The organism is Acidisphaera rubrifaciens HS-AP3 (genome assembly GCF_000964365.1).
Classification (GTDB): domain Bacteria; phylum Pseudomonadota; class Alphaproteobacteria; order Acetobacterales; family Acetobacteraceae; genus Acidisphaera; species Acidisphaera rubrifaciens.
This window is the reverse complement of the sequence record NZ_BANB01001043.1, coordinates 1-1023: the sequence shown is the minus strand read 5'-3', so window position 1 is coordinate 1023 and position 1023 is coordinate 1. Positions and strand designations below refer to the sequence as shown.

General features: G+C 70.6%; 2 protein-coding genes. Both read right to left on the bottom strand.

Translation table 11 applies throughout. The features are described 5' to 3' along the window. The coding region (locus tag B8460_RS19950; protein WP_048863378.1) for an SDR family NAD(P)-dependent oxidoreductase at positions 1 to 162 on the bottom strand (162 nt) is incomplete at its 3' end. A 15-nt stretch (positions 163 to 177) separates the two neighbouring features. Next, complete coding sequence (locus B8460_RS22570; RefSeq protein WP_158323006.1) at positions 178 to 648, bottom strand: hypothetical protein; 471 nt, start codon at positions 646 to 648, stop codon at positions 178 to 180. Positions 649 to 1023 lie beyond the last annotated feature (375 nt).

Sequence of the window (1023 nt, the reverse complement as noted above, 5' to 3'; positions counted from 1 at the left end):
CTGCGCGCGGATCGCCGCCGCCGTCGCCTCGAGCACGTCGGCCGTGCGCGCGGTGATCACCACCGCGACGCCTTCGCGCGCCAGCGCCGTCGCGCAGGCGCGGCCCAGCCCCTTGCTCGCGGCGCAGACGATCGCCGTGCGGCCGGCGAGACCGAGATCCATGTCGAGACCCGCCGTCTAGCGGCCCAGACGGCGCGCGAGCTCGGCCTTGCTCATGCGCGAGCAGCCGGCGATGCCGCGGCGCTTGATCTCCGCATACAGCGCGGCGCGCGTCTCGCCGCCCCGGGCGCTCGCGGTCTTGCGGCTGGTCTTCGCCGTCGCCTTCTTCGCGGCGGCCTTGTTCGGCATCGCCTTGCGCGACGTCGCGGCCTTGCGCGTCGACATCTTGCCGGCGGCGGCCTTGCGCGTCGTCGCCTTCTTCGGGGCGGCCTTCGCCGCCGTCCTGCGCGCGCCGGTCTTCGCCGTCGTCCTGGCCGTCGTCGTCTTCGCCTTGCGGTTCGAGGCCTTGGCCGCCGTCTTGCGCGCCGCCGTGCCCTTGCCGCGTGATGTCGTTGATTTTCTCGCCATGTCTTTCCTCCGTCGCGACGCTGGTTGATTCCGCCGTCTTAAGCAACAAAGCACACGACATGCGTATTCGTCACGCAGCAATCAACATCTTTTACGCGCGAGGGTCGCAAATTGTTTGCAGGTGCAGCATTGCGGCGCCTCATTCGACGCGCATCTGCATGTCCGGACCCGCCGATTGACGCCGCCGCCCGCTTGGCGTGCAGTGCGCGGCGATACGACGACGCGTGCCGGGATGCACGCGACCGATCGAGCGATGACAACGCCACGAGGCAGGTTGATGGCCAGTGTTGAGGAGTCCGAAACCGATGCCGGCGTGGGCCGGATGCTGCGCGAGACGGCCGAACGGCTGTTCGCTCAACATCTCGACGCCGCCGCCCTGCGCGCCGCCGAGCAGGGCGTCTGGCCCGCCGCCGCGTGGCAGGCGGCCGTCGATGCCGGCCTGCCGCAGGCGCTTCT